This window comes from Salinivibrio sp. VGrn1, assembly GCF_009377995.1.
Taxonomy (GTDB): Bacteria; Pseudomonadota; Gammaproteobacteria; order Enterobacterales; family Vibrionaceae; genus Salinivibrio; species Salinivibrio siamensis.
In genome coordinates, this window is record NZ_SATA01000001.1 from 240046 (window position 1) to 255103 (window position 15058).

The window sequence follows — 15058 nt, forward strand, 5'->3', positions numbered from 1 at the left end:
AGAGGCCAAATGGCCTCTTTTTCAGTGGTGAAGTGGGCGTGTTAAGCCACTTGCACTTGTTGTTGTTCGATTTCTTCACTTGGTGTGGCGCCGGACTCAGCGCCATGCATCCAACGAATCAGCGTGCCGGATAGCGCGAGTAAGATCACACCGGAAATCGCAGCGGTTGCCGCGATACCACCGAAGATGGCCAAGGCGCCATAATCACCGACATGTGAGCCAATGATGCCGGCCACATAGTTGGCAATCGCGTTGAAGCCGAACCAGGCGCCCATCATCAATGAGGCCAAGCGTAGCGGCGCGAGCTTAGTAACCAAGGATAAACCGATCGGCGAGAGGCAAAGTTCGCCTAACGTGTGGAAGAAGAACGCGCCCACTAGCCAAAACATCGACGTCTTCACTGCGGTATCACCGCCTTGCTCTAACACCGCGCCAATCATGCACACAAACCCCAGTGCCAACATAAATAGCGCCATGGCGAACTTCACGGGCGAACTGGGCTCTTTAGGGCCTAGGCGTACCCACAGCGAGGCTGCGATGGGTGCACAGACAATGATGAAGAAAGGATTAAGTGATTGGAACCAAGCCGCTGGTATCTCAAACCCACCCACCATGCGATCCGTGTACTCCTGGGTGTAAATATTCATCAAGCCACCAGCTTGTTCAAAGCCGGCCCAGAAAATGATCACGAACAAACCCATCAATAAGATAACTTTAAGGCGATCGATTTCTTGCTTAGTCAGTGGGGCATTGGTCTTGGAATGATTGGCGTCTCGCGCTTGCTGTGCGGCTGGGACTCGGCCTATTTCACCTAACCAAGAATTGGCCATGGTTAGCTGGATCAGCAAGCTGAACACCATACCCACACCGGCGGCAAAGAAGCCATATTGCCAGCCGTAAGCGCTGGTCACAGAGCCAGAGACGAAGCCTGCTAACAATGAGCCAATGTTGATGCCCATATAAAAGATGGTAAACGCACCATCACGACGATGATCGCCTTCATCATAAAGGTCACCGACCATCGTCGAAATGTTGGGTTTTAACAGGCCACAACCGGTGATGAGCAACGCGAGACCGGCGTATAACGTATGAACAATGTCTAAACCGTATTGTTGAGCAGGGAAAGCTAAGGTGAATTGTCCAATTGCCATCAGTGCACCACCGACAACGACAGCGCGACGTTGGCCAATGAAGTTATCGGCAATCCAGCCACCAATCAGTGGCGTGATATAGACGAGGCCAGTGTAGTAGCCATAAAGTTCGAGTGCGTCTTTGGTTGACCAGCCTAAACCACCGTTAATGGTTTGATCGGTCAAATAAAGAACGAGGATGGCACGCATTGCGTAGTAGGAAAAGCGCTCCCAAAGCTCAGTGCCAAAAAGTAAGAACAGTCCCCGAGGGTGACCAAGTATTGTTTTTTGGTTTTCCATAACTATCTAATTATTCGTTGAATGATTGTTGGGTCTGCATGGGGCTAGCCGGGTGCAGGGTGTTGGCGTTAACGCCTTTGTAAAATGGCCTCCTGTATTTTGTAACAAAATATGTAAAGCTAGCGTAATGGTTTTTTACCAAAATTAAAAACTATTATTCAAGCCAAATTAGCGTTGATAATAACAGTCTGTCTATTACATGTGGGACATATGACCAGAAGGTGCCTGTCACCTATAGTGACGTGACAGGCGTTTGCGTCTTTGCGTGGGATCAAAGGAGAGGGGATTATGTGATAAAGGTCACTCTAGCCGTGTTCAGCGATCAGGCGATGGCTTGACGTAACCACAGGGCAATATCTTCGTACATCACTTGATGACTTTGGTCTGCGTCGGCCCAGCTCATCACAAAGTGGTAAAGTTTTTCCGGGTGGTAGGCTTGTCCGACCAATTGATTAGCCAGGGTTTCTAGCGGGCCTGGCGTTAAACTATCAGTGAATAACTGGCAATCGATGATTTCTCCATGTTTCACATCCAAGTGCAGCTCAACGCCTCCCCATTCAAAACGCTCATCAAACGTATGCATGAACTGCGGGCTGTTACCGAAATTCCATGCCCAACTGCACTGTTTTTCATAAATCGCGTCAAACCCCTCGACATCGGGCTTGGCGTCGGGAGAAATATACTCAATCTCAGTGGTATGGCCGTAATGGCGGAAAAAGGCGGTTTTAATCGCGTCACACACGCGTTGGTGATCAACGTCTGGGACAAAGTCAGCGATATTGGCCACGCGGGCACGTACAGATGAAATCCCCTTGGCTTGTAGCTTTTTAGGATCAGGGTTGAGGTAGTCACCCAGTCGCGACAAGTTGGCATTAATCAAGAGCGTACCATGGTGAAAGCCGCGATCTTTGGCCTCTTTGTAGGCTGAGCCCGATACTTTTCTTGGGCCGTCGGGTGTATCCATAGTGAGGTCATTTCGGCCACTGGCTGACGCACTGATCCCGAGCGTTTTCAGGGCATCGAGTACAATTTGCGTTGATACTGACTTATCATAACCTGGTTTACCCGCCATAAAGGTAAAATTGGTGTTACCCAAATCGTGAAACACCGCGCCACCGCCGCTTTGTCTCCTCGCCAACACCACGGCATCTTGTTCCATTTTGCGCGTATTACACTCGCGCCATGGGTTCTGTCCGCGTCCAATGACCACCGTATTGTCATTACGCCAGAGGAACAGGACGTTCTGCTGCGAGGACATGGTTCGAAATATGGTGTCCTCCACGGCGAGGTTGAACCAAGGGTGGGTCGACGTCGAAACAAACACACGTAAGGGACGACTGGTGTCTTGCATACTGGCTCCAAGTGTTACGAAAACAAGTTATTAGGGATACGCGGTCGGAGGCCAAGTAGAGAGTGGCCACACAAGCTTGTTTGGCAATATAGGCGCTAGAATACCAAACAATGCTTAGCGAGTTATTCGATCAACGCCCATATGCTCGATTTTTACTGGATTGAAGCGCTGAATGACCAATCTACCACCAAAATGACGCCCCTTGTGACCGGATGGCAAGGAAAAATCGCGTAAATGCTGTTTAGCGTTTGGCATTAGTCGTGGCATTAATTAGTATGTAAGGTCAATTTATTACCTGTTCTCTCAGTCAATTGGCATTGAGGCGTATTATTGAGGCGACTCTGTCAGTTTGCTTAGACAATGGGTGAAACCATGATGTCAGCAGGTATTGTCACGCACCTACCTGATTTGGACTGCCCAACGGGTCGACGAGGAAACAATGCAACAATTAGAAGAAATTCTTGCGAATGCAACCAGTGCGGTGGCCGATGCCGCCTCTGTGGCTGCATTGGATGAAGTCCGGGTTAAATTCCTAGGGAAGAAAGGCGAGCTAACCGCACAATTACAGGCGTTGGGCAAACTGCCACCGGAAGAGCGCCGCGAAGCGGGTCAAAAGATTAACCAAGCGAAGCAAACCGTACAACAAGCGTTTGCTGAGCGTAAAAATGCGCTTGAGCGCGCCGAGTTGGAAGCGAAGCTTGCCGCAGAAACCATTGATGTAAGCTTGCCGGGCCGTCGTATTGAAAACGGTGGTATTCACCCCGTGACGCGTACCATTGAACGTATTGAGCAATTTTTCGGTGAATTGGGCTTCTCTGTCGCTTCTGGACCAGAGGTTGAAGACGGTTTTCATAACTTTGATGCGCTGAATATCGCCCCAGATCATCCTGCACGTACCGATCACGATACTTTTTTCTTTAACCCTGATTTGATGTTGCGTACGCATACCTCTGGCGTACAAATTCGTACCATGGAAGCGGGTAAACCCCCATTCCGTATTATTGCCCCCGGTCGCGTTTATCGTAATGACTATGACCAAACGCATACCCCGATGTTCCACCAAGTGGAAGGGTTATTGGTCGATAAAGACATCACCTTCGCTGATCTCAAAGGGATCCTCAACGACTTCTTACGTAACTTTTTCGAGGAAGATCTGGAAGTGCGTTTCCGTCCCTCTTACTTCCCGTTCACAGAGCCGTCTGCTGAAGTTGATGTACGCCGCAAAGGCGGAAAATGGCTCGAGATCTTAGGCTGCGGCATGGTTCACCCGAACGTACTACGTGCGGTGAATATCGATCCAGAGGAATATCAAGGCTTTGCCTTTGGTATTGGCGTAGAGCGCCTAACCATGCTGCGTTATGGCGTGAATGATCTCCGTGCGTTCTTTGAGAACGATTTGCGCTTTTTGAAACAATTTAAGTAATCAGTGGGGCAAGGTAATAATGAAATTCAGTGAATCTTGGTTGAGAGAGTGGGTAAACCCAGCAAACGACACCGACGCGCTTGCCCATCAGATCACCATGGCCGGCCTCGAAGTCGATGAAATTGCACCCGTTGCTGGCGACTTTAGCGGTGTGGTTGTGGGCGAAGTGGTTGAGTGTGGCCAGCATCCAGATGCAGACAAGCTGCGTGTCACCAAAATCAATGTCGGCGAAGATGAATTGCTTGATATCGTTTGTGGTGCACCAAACTGTCGTCAAGGCCTAAAAGTCGCGGTCGCAATGGTTGGTGCGGTATTGCCAGGTGACTTCAAAATCAAAAAAGCGAAGCTGCGTGGTCAACCGTCTTTCGGCATGCTGTGCTCATTTACTGAGCTAGGGATTGATGTCGAAGCTGACGGCATTATCGAGCTGCCTGCCGATGCACCGATTGGTGCTGATATTCGTGACTACCTCGCGCTAAACGATGTAACCATTGATGTCGACTTAACCCCGAACCGTGCTGATTGCTTGAGCCTGCGTGGTTTGGCGCGTGAAGTCGGCGTATTGAACCGCGCTGATGTCACCGAGCCGACCATCACTCCGGTCGCTGCCAGCATTGAAGATAAGGTATCCGTGCGTATTGATGCGCCACAAGCGTGCCCACGTTATTTAGGGCGTGTGGTAAAAAATGTGGATCTTAATGCCCAGACCCCGCTGTGGATGCAAGAGAAATTGCGCCGCAGTGGCATTCGCGCTATCGACCCTGTGGTGGATGTCACTAACTATGTAATGCTTGAGCAAGGTCAGCCGATGCATGCCTTTGATCTTGGCAAGCTTGAGGGTGGCATTGTGGTGCGAATGGCAAAAGAGGGCGAAACGCTCACATTGCTCGATGGCAACGAAGCAACACTCAATGCGCAAACCTTGGTCATTGCCGATGAGAACAAAGCCTTGGCGATGGCCGGAATTTTTGGCGGGCAAGACTCTGGCGTCACCACAGACACGCAAGATATCTTACTCGAATCAGCGTTTTTTGCCCCTGATGTGATCCGCGGCCGTGCACGTAGCTATGGGCTACATACAGATTCCTCTCACCGTTTTGAGCGTGGCGTCGACCCAGCTTTACAAGCAGCGGCGATGGAGCGGGCGACTGAACTGCTATTAGCGATTTGTGGTGGTGAAGCGGGAGAGATTGTTACCGCTGAGTCGGCAGAAACACTCCCCACCCGTGACACCGTCACTCTCCGTCGAGAGAAGTTAGATGGCCTATTGGGTCATTCTATCGATAACAGTGATGTACAAGCCATTTTGTCTCGCCTTGGCTGTGCGGTAACGGAAACCGAGAAAGGGTGGCAAGCAACGGCACCTAGCTGGCGTTTTGATATTGCCATTGAGCAGGATTTGATTGAGGAAGTCGGGCGTATTTACGGCTACGACAACATTCCAACCCGTGCGCCTAAAGCGGCACTGACGATGCGCGAATACAAAGAAGCAGCGATGCCACTGAAACGTGTCCGCGATTTGTTGGTTGACCGTGGCTTCCACGAGGCGATTACCTACAGCTTTGTTGAACCTAAACAGCAAGCGCTGATTGCTCCCGATGTTGAGCCGCTGATCCTGCCAAGCCCAATTTCTGCAGATATGTCAGCCATGCGCCTGAGCTTGCTTCCTGGGCTTTTAAACACGGTTGCCTATAACCAAAAGCGTCAGCAGCCTCGTGTGCGTCTGTTTGAATTTGGTTTACGCTTTACCCCGGAAGGCGAGGTCGGTGGTGCCGTTCGTCAATCGAGCATTCGCCAAGAAAGCATGCTTGCGGGGGTGATTGCAGGTCCTGGCAGTGAAGAGCATTGGGATCTGGCGAGCGCGACCGTTGACTTTTTTGATTTGAAAGGCGACCTAGAAGCGGTACTGGAACTCACAGGCAAGTTGAAAGACTTCCGTTTCGTGTCAGCATCTCATCCTGCCATGCACCCAGGTCAAACCGCCGCGATAGCGTTTGACGGCAAAGTGGTGGGTCACATTGGTACCCTGCACCCTGAGCTTGAGCGTGAGTTTGGCTTAAATGGCCGAACGGTGGTGTTTGAGCTAGAGTGGCAGGCCATTGACGAACGCTTTATTCCCGAAGCGGCAGGACTGTCTAAATTCCCTGCTAACCGCCGGGATATCGCGGTGATTGCTGATCAATCGCTTGCTTCTGGCGATGTGGTGGACGCATGTTTGCAAAGCGGCAACCCCTTGCTTAAGGACGCACAGCTTTTCGACCTTTACACCGGCAAAGGTGTGGAAGAGGGCAAGAAGAGCTTGGCGATCGCACTGACCTTGCAATCTGATTCGCGCACGCTTGAGGAAGCCGATATCAGTGAAGCCGTGTCTGGTGTTGTCAGCTATTTATCAGAGAAATTAGGCGTTACCTTGCGTGACTAACCTAACGTCATCCCAAAAAGCAGCGGAAACGCTGCTTTTTTTATGCCTAAATGGCCTAACATCTATCCATTTGAAAAACTAAATAAATTCACTATATTTGATGAGAAAGCGTTCAGATATTGATAAAAAAGCCTAATATTAAGCAGCTTAGCCGTCTATTGACTATGCTGGTTGAGAAAACCCTTGTAACATCTTGGTTTGAAAGGTCAATTTTTTGGACATTGTTCTTGCTTTTTTAATGTAAAAAAGTTGGCGCAAATCAGCCAGTTGGCATACACTTGTTTTGAGCTGGCCTTCAAATATCCCTAAAATACAAGGGCTAAAGGCGTATGGGCCAAGTGTAGAATGGTGGTGTCGATACTGCGGTATTGCATATGTGTTCAACAATTCTTGAGGGAAAAACCTATGGCGCTCACTAAGGCCGATTTGGCTGAGAACCTGTTTGAAAATATCGGGATTAGCAAACGGGACGCCAAGGAGACAGTCGAAGCGTTTTTCGAAGAGGTTCGGAAGGCGCTCGAAAGTGGCGAACAGGTCAAGTTATCAGGGTTTGGTAACTTCGACTTGCGAGACAAGAATGAACGTCCCGGTCGAAATCCTAAAACAGGGGAAGATATTCCGATCACGGCGCGCCGCGTCGTGACATTTAGACCGGGCCAAAAACTCAAAGCGCGAGTTGAAAACGCAGACGTTGAAGAATAACGCTGTGTGACCCCGACAGTGGTGACGACACCACACTAGAAAGCCGTGTGCCGATGTGCCACGGCTTTTTAATTTGTCTATACATGATCACATTGTGAGGGGAAAACACTGGGTTTATTGGTTATATCGCTGTAACGTTTTGTTGTCTAGTTGTAATAAAAGGAAGCATTATGCTGACAGCACGCCCAGGTGCCTTTATTGATGCCGCACTCACCGCCCCCCATGCCTTTACGCCAGACTCATGGCGAGTGGGCTCGCTCACCGTCAATCACAGTGCCACCGGTATTATTTCTATACAGCCCGACGTCGCCAAGGTTTCGCGTTGCGTCGTATTGTCATCAGGCATTCATGGTGACGAAACCGCGCCCATCGAGCTTATTGACCGCCTACTCGCCGATATTTTGTCAGGGACATTTATCCCCAATGTGCCGCTATTACTGATTATTGGTCATGCCGAAGCGATTAAAGTGCACACTCGCTTTATTGAAGATAACCTTAATCGTCTATTTGGTGGCTGGAATGAAGAAAAGAATGAAGAGCACTACCTAGCCAATCAGTTGCAACAAGCGGTAAGCGATTTCTTTTCTGCTCAACCGGACAGTATGACTCGTTGGCATCTTGACTTACACAGTGCCATTCGCGAGTCCTATCATTATATGTTTGGCGTGATCCCAACGACGCCAACCCAAAAGGATGTACGTTCATTGGCGGCATTACTCAATGACGCCAAAATGGATGCGACTATTCTGTCTCAATCACCATCACCGACTTTCAGTTGGTATAGTGCCAACCACCATGATGCACTGGCTGCAACCTTAGAAATGGGCCGTGTCGCGCCTTTGTTTGAAAATGATATGCGAGAGTACGAGCCACTTGATCGCACCTTACGAGGCTTACTCAAAGCCGCTACGTTGCCGACTGAATTAGCGCCGATGCGCTTTTATCGTGTGACCCGAACCTTGACCAAGCACACGGAGCAATTTGCCCTCACGTTCCCTTCATCAGCTAAAAACTTCACACCGTTCGAGAAGGGGGCATTATTGGCCACCGACAAGGGACAAGAAATCTATGCCGAGCATGAGGGGGAAGTGGTGATCTTTCCCAATGCCAATGTCCACCTAGGTCATCGGGCTGGATTACTCGCCACGCCCTTTGACCCTAATGTCAATCAGCCACTCTTTGTGCACGCACCACAAAAAGCCTCGGCGTAGCGCTTTTCAAGCTGGCAATCAGTCGGTAAAGTGCGTCACAGTATTGGTTTAATGGATGACGCATGCGAGTGTCAGAACTCACCGCCCGCCAACAGAGCCGTTGGCGGCGCGCGTTACTTACTTTCTCGGCTTTACTGCTGTTGGTGTGTGGGCTTGCGCTGAGTGTGGGCGAGATATGGATCAATCCGTTCGCGCCTGACTCAATATTAGAGCAGCAGTTACTCTTACAGCTTCGCCTCCCTCGTGTACTGGTCAGTGTGATGATAGGGGCCTCACTGGCAATGGCCGGGGCAAGCCTACAAGTGCTATTGGGTAACCCACTCGCGGAGCCCGGTGTCTTAGGCATTTCCGGTGGCGCAAGCATTGCTGTGGTCTTACTGTTATTACTCGCACCAGCTTGGGCGTCGAGTGGCAGTATGGCGGTCACTGCCATGCTGGGCGCGAGCTTGTTTACCTTTATATTAGTGATATTAGCCCGTCGCGCTCTAGCGACGGCACGCATTTTATTGGTCGGTGTTGCTCTGAGCATTTTGGCGGGGGCAGGCGTTACCTTGGCCTTTTATTTCAGTACTGACTTTAATTTGCGCCAGTTAATGGTCTGGTTAATGGGATCACTGTCCGGCATGCGATTGGAGCATGTGGGTATACTGACAATGACCTTACCTTGCATTGCGGTATTGTGGCGATACGGACATAAGCTTGACCAGCTTATGCTAGGAGAGTCTCAGGCGCAGCAGTTAGGGCTAGATACACATCAACTACGTTGGCAATTGATCGCCTTAATTAGCGTTTTGGTCGGGGTATCTGTGGCTGTTGCGGGTGTTATTGGCTTTATTGGCCTCATTGTTCCTCATTACTTACGCCTGTGGCTTGGTAGCCGCAACCGTACCTTGTTGCCCATGTCTGCGTTGGCTGGGGCGCTATTATTGGTCAGCGCCGACACCGTTGGTCGACTTATCCTTCCCTCAGCGGAACTTCCGGTGGGGGTGGTCACCAGTGTGCTTGGTGCCCCATTATTTATTTGGATGTTGGTGAGGGCGGGATGATCGTTCACGCTAAAGATTTGAGCTTATCGCCACGTTTACTACCGATGTCCTTATCGGTTGATGCCGGGCAAGTGGTACACCTTATCGGTCCCAACGGAAGTGGCAAAAGCACCTTACTGGAACTCTTGTCGGGCTTGGAAGTGCCGCAATCGGGGAGTGTTTGGCTGCAAGGCCAACCCGTATCAGGACAAACCCGATACGATTTGGCGCAAGTGCGGGGATACCTAATGCAACAACAGCGCCCTGCGTTTGTCATGGCGGTATTTGAATACCTCAATCTCGTGCTCGATAGTGTGCAATTGGCAACCGGTGAGATTCGAGACAAGACGGTCGCGGACGTGGTGTCTCGTTTGGCCATCAGCGACAAGCTGCACCGAAGAATAGACAGCTTATCGGGCGGAGAGTGGCAACGGGTGCGATTGGCGGGCGTCATGTTGCAAGTTTCAAAGGCGTTAAATCCACATGCGCGTTTGCTTTTGCTTGACGAGCCGTCAACCGGACTTGATGTCGCGCAACAGGAAGTGATTTACCAAGAAATGACCGCCTTGGCGCGAGAGCAGGAAATCGCAGTTATCATGGCTAATCACGACTTAAACCGCACCCTAGAGCACGCGGATACGGTTGTGGTGCTTAAACAAGGTCGTGTTGTGTCACTAGGCCCACCGAAAGCGGTATTGACGGATCAGCTGCTCTCAGATGTTTTTGCCACGCCACTGGAACAGGTATCAACCGCCAATGGCCCAGTGATCATGCGCGCGTCCTCGGCATGAGTTTGAACGTTTTGACCTAACTTTCGCTGTCGTCGTTCTCAATCACGTTAAGCTTGGCGCGAATAAACTCGGCATGATCCACATAAAGCAGCTCGGCGGTTTTACGGATCACCGCTTCTTCGAGCGGGTCGATATTTTCATCGGCATACGCGACTGACCACATCGCCTCGATTAACGCTATCCGGGTTTGTGGGTCAAGGTCGCGTAATTTATCCGTATATTCATACAACGAGGTCGCATGCTCGCTGTGTTGTCTCGCCTCCTCAAGTAATTGCTCGGCTTGTGTCACGTCGAGTGATAGCAACTGGCAAATACGGTTGCGTTTGGTTGTTCTCTCTCGCTCATCAATATCGTGATCGGCCATCGCCACTTCACTTAATAGCCCCGCCATCGCTTGGTGAAGGGATAGCCCGGATTGCTTACCGTTTTGGCCGGTTTCAGCGGCGAGGGCGGATTCGAGTTTTTTAAAAAGCTGTTTTAGCATGGCTGCTCTCCCAAACTGCGGGGTTTGTTGGCCGTCATTATGCGTTTATACGCGACGAACGGCCAATGCGTTTACTTTACGCTGCCACGTTGGTGGTGAGCGCGTGGCTGGCGCGACTTTGATTCTTTTTACTTTGTGATAGGATGCGACACCAATCAACCTTATTTATCGGCTGTGACACTGATAAACGCCTTAAAAGATTAAGCAGTAAGCAGGAATCGCCTTGAGTTCACGTCATCACAACACGCCAGAGACACTGTTTGCAGCGCTAAACGATTGTATGCTGCAAGACCGTTTTCGTTTTAAAAAGCGCATCCATGGCGCGCAAAAAATCAAAAAAGACGACGCCAAACAGGCGGTGTACGATCAAATCGCCGCGGAAATGGCGCAGAGTATGCAGCGTGTGCTCGCCCGTCGTGCCAATGCGCCAACCGTTCGCTATCCAGAAGAACTGCCTGTTAGTCAGAAGAAAGATGACATTGCCGAGGCAATCGCGAACAACCAAGTGGTGATCATTGCGGGGGAAACGGGCTCAGGTAAAACCACTCAGCTGCCCAAAATCTGTATGGAGCTTGGGCTAGGCGTCGGCGGTACCATAGGCCACACTCAGCCACGTCGCTTGGCTGCGCGCTCGGTCGCCTCACGGATTGCTGAAGAGCTTGACGTCGAGTTAGGCAGCAGCGTGGGCTATAAAGTGCGCTTCAACGACAAAGTTTCAGAGTCGACGCAAGTCAAACTGATGACGGACGGGATCTTGCTGGCCGAAATCCAGCACGATCGGTATCTGAATCAGTACGACTGCATCATTATCGACGAAGCCCACGAGCGCAGCCTAAACATCGATTTTATTCTTGGCTATTTGCGCGAGTTATTGCCCAAGCGTCCCGATCTCAAAGTCATCATTACCTCGGCAACTATCGACCCGGAGCGTTTTTCTAAGCACTTTAATAACGCGCCTATGATAGAGGTGTCTGGCCGAACGTATCCGGTGGAAGTGCGCTACCGTCCATTGGTGGAAGAGGACGATAGCGATCGTGACCAGCTGGAAGCGATCAGCGATGCGGTCGATGAACTGTGTCAGGAAGGACCGGGTGATATCCTGATCTTTATGAACGGTGAGCGTGAAATTCGCGACACCGCCGATCATCTTCAGCGTCGTCAACTGCGCGATACCGAAATTTTACCCTTATACGCGCGGCTTTCTGCTGGCGAGCAAAATCGTGTATTCCAATCTCACTCGGGGCGCCGGATTGTATTGGCCACCAACGTCGCCGAGACCTCGCTAACCGTGCCGGGCATTAAGTATGTGATTGATCCCGGCACGGCACGGATTTCTCGCTATAGCTACCGGACTAAGGTGCAGCGACTGCCGATTGAGCCGATTTCACAGGCCAGTGCTAATCAGCGTAAAGGGCGCTGTGGCCGTGTGTCAGAAGGCATTTGTGTGCGTTTGTATAGCGAAGAGGACTTTTTAGGCCGTCCGGAATTTACCGATCCAGAGATTCTGCGGACGAATCTAGCTTCAGTGATCTTGCAAATGACGGCACTAGGGCTCGGTGATATTCAAGCCTTCCCGTTCGTTCAGCCGCCTGATAGCCGCCATATCAAAGATGGTGTCCGCTTGCTTGAAGAGCTGGGGGCGATTAAGCCCGGCCAAGCCAACGACAAACGTAAATTGACCGCCATCGGTAAGACCTTGGCCAAACTGCCAATTGACCCGCGTTTGGCACGCATGGTGATTGAGGCACCTAAGCATGGTGCCTTACATGAGGTGATGGTGATTGCCGCGGCCTTGGCAATCCAAGACCCGCGTGAACGACCTGCCGATAAGCAGCAACAAGCGGATGAAAAACATCGTCGTTTTGCCGATAAAGAATCGGACTTTTTAGCCTATGTAAACCTTTGGGATTACGTTAAAGACCAGCAAAAAGCGCTGTCGAATAACCAGTTCCGTAAACAGTGCAAAAAAGACTATCTCAATTACCTGCGCGTGCGAGAGTGGCAAGACGTCCACTATCAAATCACCCAGGTGATGAAAGAGCAGAAGGTGCAATTTAACCAAGAGCCCGCCAGTTATCAGGCCATTCATATGGCACTGCTTGCCGGGCTATTGAGCCACATTGGCCTGAAAGACCAAGAAAAGAATGAATACCAAGGCGCGCGGAATGCACGATTCCATATTTTCCCAGGCTCTGGGCTTTTCAAAAAGCAGCCTAAATGGGTGATGGTTGCCGAGCTGGTTGAAACCTCGAAACTCTGGGGGCGAATTGTCGCGCGAATCCAACCCGAATGGGTAGAGCCACTGGCGCAACATTTGATTAAGCGCAGCTACAGTGAACCACATTGGTCACGCAAGCAAGCCGCTGTAATGGCCAGCGAGAAGGTCACGCTATACGGGATCCCGATTGTGGCTAGCCGTAAAGTCAATTATGGCGCCATCGACCCGGTGCTTAGTCGTGAGCTGTTTATTCGTTCGGCATTGGTTGAGGGGGATTGGCAAACCAAGCATGCCTTTTTCCGCCAAAATCAAAAGCTGCTGGCGGAAGTGGAAGAGCTTGAGCTGAAATCTCGCCGGCGCGACATTTTGGCAGACGACGATACCTTGTTCGACTTTTACGATCAGCGCCTCGATCATAGCGTCGTCAGCGGGCGTCACTTTGATACGTGGTGGAAAAAGGCACGTCAAGACAATCCCGACCTGCTTAACTTTGAAAAAGCCATGCTACTGCAAGGGGACGCCAGCCATGTCACGGAGCTGGATTACCCCAATTTTTGGCATCAAGGCAACTTGAAACTCAAGTTGAGCTACCAATTCGAGCCAGGCCAAGACCACGATGGGGTGACGGTACATATCCCGTTGCCGATCCTCAATCAGGTGTCAGAAGAAGGTTTTGACTGGCACGTTCCCGGGCTACGTCACGAGCTGATTGTCGCGCTGATTAAATCGCTACCTAAGCCGTTACGTCGTAACTTTGTACCCGCGCCAAACTATGCTGAGGCAATCTTACAGCGCGTGACGCCGATGGAGGCACCTTTGCTCGATAGCATGGAGAAAGCCTTGAAGCAGATGTCCGGTGTCACCATTGAGCGTGACAGCTGGAACTTCAGTCAACTTCCCGAGCATTTGCGTATTCAGTTCCGTGTCGTCGACGATAAGAATCGAACCTTGGCTGAAAGCGAAGACTTAAATGCGCTTAAAGTCTCTCTGAAAGACAAAGTACAAGCGACGTTATCGGATGTGGCGGATGATGATATCGAGCAGCAAGGGATTACCCAATGGAGTTTTGGGGCTTTGCCCCAGTGCTATCAGCAGAAAAAACACGGCTTTGAAGTCAAAGCCTATCCCGCATTAGTCGATGAAAAAGACAGTGTTGCCATTCGTCTGTTCGAAACCGAAGATCAACAATATAAAGCCATGCAAGCGGGGCAGCGTCGGCTTATCTTGCTCAATGTGCCATCACCGATTAAATATCTGCATGCACACTTGCCCAACAAGTCCAAATTGGGGCTCTATTTCAATCCGTATGGTCGCGTGTTGGATTTGATTGATGATTGCATCGCTTGCGGGATCGATAAGCTTATCGAGCAACACGGTGGCTTAACCTGGGAGGCGCAGGCATTCGAATCGCTTAAAGAGACGGTGCGTGCTGAGCTAGGCGATACCGTGGTGGAGATAGCGCAACAGGTCGAGCAAATATTGACGCACGCGTTCAATATCAACAAAAAGCTCAAAGGCAAAGTGGATCTTTCCATGGCGTTTGCGATGTCGGATATCAAAGCCCAGCTAGAGGGGCTTATCTACAAAGGCTTTGCCACCGAATCAGGTTGGCAGCGGCTGCCTGATATTCTTCGCTACATGAAAGCGATCGAGCGACGATTGGAAAAGCTGCCTGTGGATCCAACCCGCGATCGCAACCACATGCTCAAAATTGAATCTGTGATGAATGAGTACAAGGCGTTGCTGAACAAGCTGCCTAAAGGAAAGCCTGTGCCTGATGAGGTGAAAGCGATTCGTTGGATGATTGAAGAGCTACGTGTGAGCTACTTTGCGCAACAATTCGGCACGCCTTACCCTGTTTCGGATAAGCGGATTAAAAACGCCATTGCGGCGGTTTAAATGCGGCAAGCTTATGCCGCTACGGATTAGATGAAGACGGGTAAAACGTCGATGTGAGATAATTTATATAAATATCAATAAATAATCAAAACCGTGTCACAT

Annotated in this window: 10 protein-coding genes; 7 read left to right on the forward strand and 3 right to left on the reverse strand. The window is 50.6% G+C overall.

Features of this window, described 5'->3' with window-relative positions; genetic code table 11:
* Positions 1-41 precede the first annotated feature (41 nt).
* Positions 42-1430 (reverse strand): peptide MFS transporter, encoded by a 1389-nt coding sequence (locus EHW56_RS01125; RefSeq protein ID WP_152798933.1) that lies wholly within the window; start codon positions 1428-1430, stop codon positions 42-44.
* A gap of 322 nt (positions 1431-1752) precedes the next feature.
* Entirely contained in the window at positions 1753-2781 is a 1029-nt protein-coding gene (locus EHW56_RS01130) for a lipoate--protein ligase (protein ID WP_046073256.1), read from the reverse strand.
* A 439-nt stretch (positions 2782-3220) separates the two neighbouring features.
* Between EHW56_RS01130 and pheS the strand changes: the two genes are divergently transcribed.
* From pheS to btuD, 6 genes are all read left to right on the forward strand, one after another.
* Positions 3221-4204 (forward strand): phenylalanine--tRNA ligase subunit alpha, encoded by a 984-nt coding sequence (gene pheS, locus EHW56_RS01135; RefSeq protein WP_152798935.1) that lies wholly within the window; start codon positions 3221-3223, stop codon positions 4202-4204.
* 19 nt (positions 4205-4223) lie between these two features.
* A complete protein-coding gene (gene pheT / locus EHW56_RS01140; protein WP_152798937.1) occupies positions 4224-6626 on the forward strand; it encodes a phenylalanine--tRNA ligase subunit beta in 2403 nt (800 codons plus the stop codon).
* A gap of 405 nt (positions 6627-7031) precedes the next feature.
* Positions 7032-7328, forward strand: a complete 297-nt coding sequence (ihfA, locus tag EHW56_RS01145; RefSeq protein ID WP_046073253.1) for an integration host factor subunit alpha — start codon at positions 7032-7034, stop codon at positions 7326-7328.
* A gap of 170 nt (positions 7329-7498) precedes the next feature.
* A complete protein-coding gene (locus EHW56_RS01150; RefSeq protein ID WP_152798938.1) occupies positions 7499-8539 on the forward strand; it encodes a succinylglutamate desuccinylase in 1041 nt (346 codons plus the stop codon).
* Between the two features lie 62 nt (positions 8540-8601).
* Positions 8602-9585, forward strand: a complete 984-nt coding sequence (gene btuC, locus EHW56_RS01155) for a vitamin B12 ABC transporter permease BtuC (protein ID WP_046073251.1) — start codon at positions 8602-8604, stop codon at positions 9583-9585.
* Complete coding sequence (gene btuD / locus EHW56_RS01160) at positions 9582-10355, forward strand: vitamin B12 ABC transporter ATP-binding protein BtuD (protein WP_052707987.1); 774 nt, start codon at positions 9582-9584, stop codon at positions 10353-10355. The genes btuC and btuD overlap by 4 nt, the downstream gene beginning before the upstream one ends.
* 16 nt (positions 10356-10371) lie before the next feature.
* On the opposite strand, the gene EHW56_RS01165 is transcribed toward btuD, so the two are convergent.
* A complete protein-coding gene (locus EHW56_RS01165) occupies positions 10372-10839 on the reverse strand; it encodes a TerB family tellurite resistance protein (RefSeq protein ID WP_152798940.1) in 468 nt (155 codons plus the stop codon).
* Positions 10840-11119: 280 nt separating this feature from the next.
* On the opposite strand from EHW56_RS01165, the gene hrpA reads away from it, so the two are divergent.
* Entirely contained in the window at positions 11120-14956 is a 3837-nt protein-coding gene (hrpA, locus tag EHW56_RS01170; protein ID WP_253912631.1) for an ATP-dependent RNA helicase HrpA, read from the forward strand.
* Positions 14957-15058: the final 102 nt, after the last annotated feature.